This window comes from Ruminococcus sp., from assembly GCF_017650195.1.
Lineage (GTDB): Bacteria > Bacillota > Clostridia > Oscillospirales > Ruminococcaceae > Ruminococcus.
Genome location: NZ_JAGCFH010000268.1, coordinates 1 through 5,169, shown reverse-complemented (window position 1 = coordinate 5,169; position 5,169 = coordinate 1). Strand labels below are relative to the sequence as shown.

Annotated in this window: 2 protein-coding genes and 1 pseudogene; 1 reads left to right on the top strand and 2 read right to left on the bottom strand. The window is 38.6% G+C overall.

Annotated elements, in window-relative coordinates; all coding sequences use genetic code 11:
- Positions 1–221 (bottom strand): annotated as a pseudogene (locus tag J6U00_RS12265) (site-specific integrase); the annotation flags it as partial.
- A 117-nt stretch (positions 222–338) separates the two neighbouring features.
- The gene (locus tag J6U00_RS12260) at positions 339–1,511 is read right to left on the bottom strand and encodes a plasmid recombination protein (RefSeq protein WP_296582256.1); all 1,173 of its coding nucleotides are present in this window, start codon (positions 1,509–1,511) and stop codon (positions 339–341) included.
- A gap of 893 nt (positions 1,512–2,404) precedes the next feature.
- Here J6U00_RS12260 and J6U00_RS12255 point away from each other — a divergent pair.
- Positions 2,405–4,693, top strand: coding sequence for a glycoside hydrolase family 11 protein (locus J6U00_RS12255; RefSeq protein ID WP_296582254.1), 2,289 nt, complete (start codon positions 2,405–2,407; stop codon positions 4,691–4,693).
- Positions 4,694–5,169: the final 476 nt, after the last annotated feature.

Genomic DNA, 5,169 nt, shown 5'->3' with positions numbered 1-5,169 from the left:
GCAAGCTCCGAGAAACGCATATTCTCATTCAGTTCCGTGTAGTCCTTGCACTTGTTCTCAAAGTCATAGGCGAACTGCTGTGCGAGCTTCTCCGCTTTCTTGGGTGTAACACCCTGCGGCGGCTTGAAGGTGGTCGATTTAACGATCTGCTTGTGTTCTGTATCATATCCGAGGGATACCTTGATTCTGAAAGTATCTCCTCGCTTTGTAATAGTAGCCATATGATATTCTCCTTTGATATCGTAGATTATGGCATACTCCTGTAGCTATAATCATAGTGCACAATCAGCTAAATGTCAAGTAACTTAAACAACATTTCAGGAATATGCCATTGCTTTTTATTCTAATTCAATTCTTTTTGTTTTTTCCAATCTAAAGCGCTCAAAATCGTCTGATAGACCACGGGCAGTTATGAAATCCCTTGACTTTTTCAGTTCATTAGTGAGCTGTTCTTCACGACCCAGACTCTTGATTTTTGTTCTGATGCTTTCTCTGTCCCTTCTATAATCTGAATATTCCGATGAAAGTGCATCAAACTGCTGTTTCATGGTTTCAAGTTCCTGAACGGCAGTATCACGCTCATTTCTGAGCTTACTGATGTTCTTCTCCATAGCAACATATTTCTTGGCTGTATCATTGAGCCTGTCATAGTCTGCCTTGGAGAGCGTAACTTTCTTTCCGAATACAGATTCTCTGGCTTCGATATTCTCGATCTCACCGATACTTACTTTCTTCTTTGCAAGTTTTTCAAACTCAGCTGCTGTCTCGTCACATTCAGCTGTCAGCTTCTCTATCTCAGCATTCAGAGTATTGATCCTGTCCTGATGCTCACCGTATTCCTGAACAGTATAGCTGTAGCCTCTTGACTTCTTCGGTGCTGATATCTCGATACCATGAGCAGTGCAGATGTCATGAAGTACATCCCACTCACTAAGCCGCCAGCGATTGATAGCATTTGCTCCTGTACCATGTCCCATTTCTTCGAGAGCCTTTGCCATAGCATTTCTGGTATCAAGCCCTCTGCTGAAATGTCCGACAGGGATATAGTCAATGTGAAGATGCGGTGTAGCTTCATCAAGATGCATCACTGCATTAAATACATGAAGGTTCGGATTCCTTTCCTGAAATCCTTCCATGTATTCACGCAGACATTCTTTTGCTGTTTCAGCATCCGCTGAATCAACTCCCGTATCGTCCCTGGTTCCTATCTGAACCAGATCCTCATAGAAGCTCTTTTGCTTATTAGCTCCTGTAATAACACTCTTACTTGGTTTACGACTGAAAAGATGTTCGAAGTAATCGGATATCTTTCGGTCGTTTCTTTTCTGATGAGCGTTATACCTTTCTATCGCTCCGTCAAAGAGCTTCCTGTAGGTTTCGCCCAGACCCTGACAAACAAATACGATGTTGTCAGCTGTTCTGGCCTTGTCGATATTACTGGCAGTGAATTCACGATTGTTATGTGACAGGCTGCCTTTACCCTGACACATCGAGATGGATTTTTCGCTCATGGATTATTTCCTCCTTCATCATGTCTGACATGGGCGCTGTTCTACTTATTGTGTGTAAGTGTTCGAATTGAAACTGATAACAATAGAGTTTCAGTTACACTTGTCAACGTCGTAACAATAAAACGCCCTCTATTTTTTAAGCCAAAAAAACTGCCCTTTGGACGAATCGATTTTTTTAATAGTAGTGTTACTTCGGAATTTTCTCTCTTTTAAACAAATAAGCACACAAAATATGTGGGATATTTTTGCGGTATTTATTTTGAGATTTTATCACTACACTTTTAAAGCTATTAAAAAAGTTTTGTAGCCGAATTTATAAAAATGTAGCATTTCTGAGATTCTGATATAATCCCGTCTTTAGTACATTTTTATTTTAATATTTCAGTTGGCTTCTGCAATCATAATAAAGAGAGTATAATCATTAAAGGCTAAAGTATATTAGTTGATTTGTAGAAAAGCTATTTCTTAATGCTTTTGATGTTTCAATGGAGCAGAATTATTCTGATACAGACTTTACTCGTACATAGTGGTGATATTACCTTTTAAAGACAAAAAAGAGCATTAAACATAATAATGATAGAAAACAGCTCCCGTAATGTTGATGGGAGCTGTTCTTATGTATGATCTGAGAATTATATTGTCTTCTCCTTATCAAGTGAAGTAGGGCTTCTCATGTTTGGTGACGAGAAATGTTTAGTTCAGTCCGAATTTATCTCTTATTTCATCTTTGATTTCCTTTTCCTTAAAACTGTTTTTCCTTTGAATAAAGTTAACCGTATGTTTGGAACAGACGGCCTTTAAACATAATATAGCAATAAAGGACTTGCCTGTAATATAAAAACTATGGTATAATTAATATATATTATTGTGCTATGTTTAAGGAGGGCGACAGAATGTACAAAATGATAGAGCGTTTTTTGTCAGTGCTGACAGCTTGTACTGTTACTGCAGTTTCAATGACGGTTTCCACAGTCAATGCAGTTGGGAGAATCAATGTTCCAGCGCTGACAGCTGATAATGTGTCAGTAAATCTTGACAATTTTGAGGAGGAATACAAAGCTCCATATGTCGGCGAGGAGTTTGTGGTGTGGAAGTATGATGGCGACACTGGCGATGCATCTATGATATATAATCCTGTAGGAGGATACTATAAATGCAGCTGGGATAAAACAAATGTGGCAGAGTTCCTTATCGGAGCTGATAAGTATATAGATGTGAGCGAATATAAGCAGGCGTATATCAGCTATAATGCGATTATTGAGGCAGAGAGCGGATATGCTGTTGGGGCTTTGATAAGCTGCTATGACAGGGAAACTGCAAAATTAGCAGAGATAAGAGTGCTTGAATCGTATTCGTCTGATATATACAAGGCAGGTGACGATGCAGAAAAGATATCCGTAAACGGTGATGATTATTATGTAAGTATTACCGAAGAGGAGAACGTGCCTGTTGAAGTTATCTACATTGCACGAGTCAATAGTATCAGCGGCAAGGAGATATCAGGAAAAATTGATATAAGAGAGATATGCTATAAGCTTGGAAGAAATGATTTCAAGCTTGATATAGACAAGCAGGCAAAGCTCTATGTTCGCGGAACAAGTGAAAAAGGCAAAATATCTGTTTGGAAATCAGCTATTGTCAATATCCCGTACAGGAAAAGCATAACAGTTAAAAACGATGGTACGTCAACAAGGTCTGTTTATCTTGATGGTCAGTATTATAATTGCTTTTTTGATAAAACTGATGCCAAAAAAGGCAGTATGACAGTCAGTGACGGCAGAGTTGCATCATGTACATATAATAATGATAGTACGTGCTCGACCAGCCTTTTTGTAAGAGGACTCTGGGATGAGCATGGAAAAACATTTGAAAAAAACGATAAGATGGAAGTATTCTATGATACTTCAATAAGAGCAGAAGATAATTACGCATCAGGAGTTTCGCTCTTCTCATGTGATACAGGTATAGAGTACTGCATCGTTCAGCTCAGAAACTCAGACAGCTTTATTGACGGTTCTCGTGACATGGCTAAAGTCAAGTCTCTTGGTACAACTGAGGTCGATGGTGTAAAATATGATCTGTACTACAGGTATTATGATTATGAGACGTGTTACTCATATCCATGTCCTCAGATATGGTGCGTAACTCAGGAGACTCATGATGATTATTATTACAGAGCTGTTGGCAGTGTTGACCTTCAGAAGCACTATGAAGCATGGCTGAAGGATTATATTGATAAAGAAGACCGTATTACGGAGATCTTTGTGTTTGCCGAAGCATTTGGCGAAGGAAAAGGCGATTTTGCACTTGTTAGTGCAGAATTTGGTATTTCTGATCCGGATGCGGAATATGACAGAGTTATAGACAACAGAGTAGATAATACCTCTTCGCCAATAATTGATGGTGGCAGTATAATCTACGGTGAAAACGGCGGAATGTGTACGCTGAAAAATAACGGTGATATCATAGGCAAATGTTTACTTGAATCAGAAGATGAAGTTTTCAGATTTGGTAAAAGACGAGTCTTTGAAATGGAGGACGAGGAGATAGACCTTAAGAAAGGTGATTTCATCAATATGTCCTACAAGGCTTATGTCAGTACAGACGGCAATTACAGTATAGGTGCAGAGGGAAAGATGCGCGGTGAGGACGGTGTGGAATACATTGATTTCTATGTATATGACTCCGTTAACTATGATGCTGTTCCGAAAGATGCAGAATATCTCGGTACAGAGCAGTTCACAAACAGGGAATATGATATATATGTGCTGTACACTGATGATGTATTTATGCCCAATGGAAAAAAGAACGTTAAGTATTACTGCATAGCTCATGATAAAACTGAAAACAGTATTATTTGTTCAGGGTATATATATCTTGCGGATGCTGTGATTACATGGGAAAAAGCCGGACTCGTAACAGGTCCTATTACCACAGTAGCTCTTAATGCAGACATATGCGGCGTTGGAGGCGGCGAAATTAAGCTTGTAAACAGCAGCATACATGTTGATAGGAACAACCGATATAAGTATACTGCCAAAGATATAGAGCTTTTACAAAAATTCATTCTCGGTGAAAAATGCAATCTTGAAGGAAAGAATTACGATCTTAACTATGATGGTGCAGTTGATTCTTTTGATATGATTGAACTGAGAAAAATAATCAGTGAGGAAATGTTCTGATTTCGTAACGTTTTAATAACTGATGTATAGCCCGTGTCAGAATATAATGCGTTCATGCTCTGTTAGAAAACAGCTTAAAATAAGATCATGCAGTCCCATGTGACTGTTTTAAAGTCAAAACTTACACAAAACAAATGATATTTACGATGATACAATGATAAAAAAATCAGCAGCTTCAAGTGTGTGGAGCTGCTGATTTTTTTAGAAAATAATACATATTATTTACGCGTATTTACGCGTCGACTTTTGGGGAGTTCCGTCTTAATTCGGGTAAAACTATTAATACTGAAAATGGTTTTTGCTGTATAGACAGTATGGATATTTTTTAGGCGGTAACAATACTGTCAGCCTTATGAAGCTTAAGTTTTTCAACAGCCTGTTCTCTCATTTTATACTTGAGTATCTTTCCGGCAGCATTCATCGGGAAGCCGTCTACGAAATCAACGTACCTCGGGCACTTATGCTTTGCCATTCTT

Excerpts from the sequence above, each read along its gene's own strand:
- J6U00_RS12260 (WP_296582256.1), bottom strand. The coding sequence starts at position 1,511 with ATGAGCGAAAAATCCATCTCGATGTGTCAGGGTAAAGGCAGCCTGTCA.
- J6U00_RS12255 (WP_296582254.1), top strand. The coding sequence starts at position 2,405 with ATGTACAAAATGATAGAGCGTTTTTTGTCAGTGCTGACAGCTTGTACT.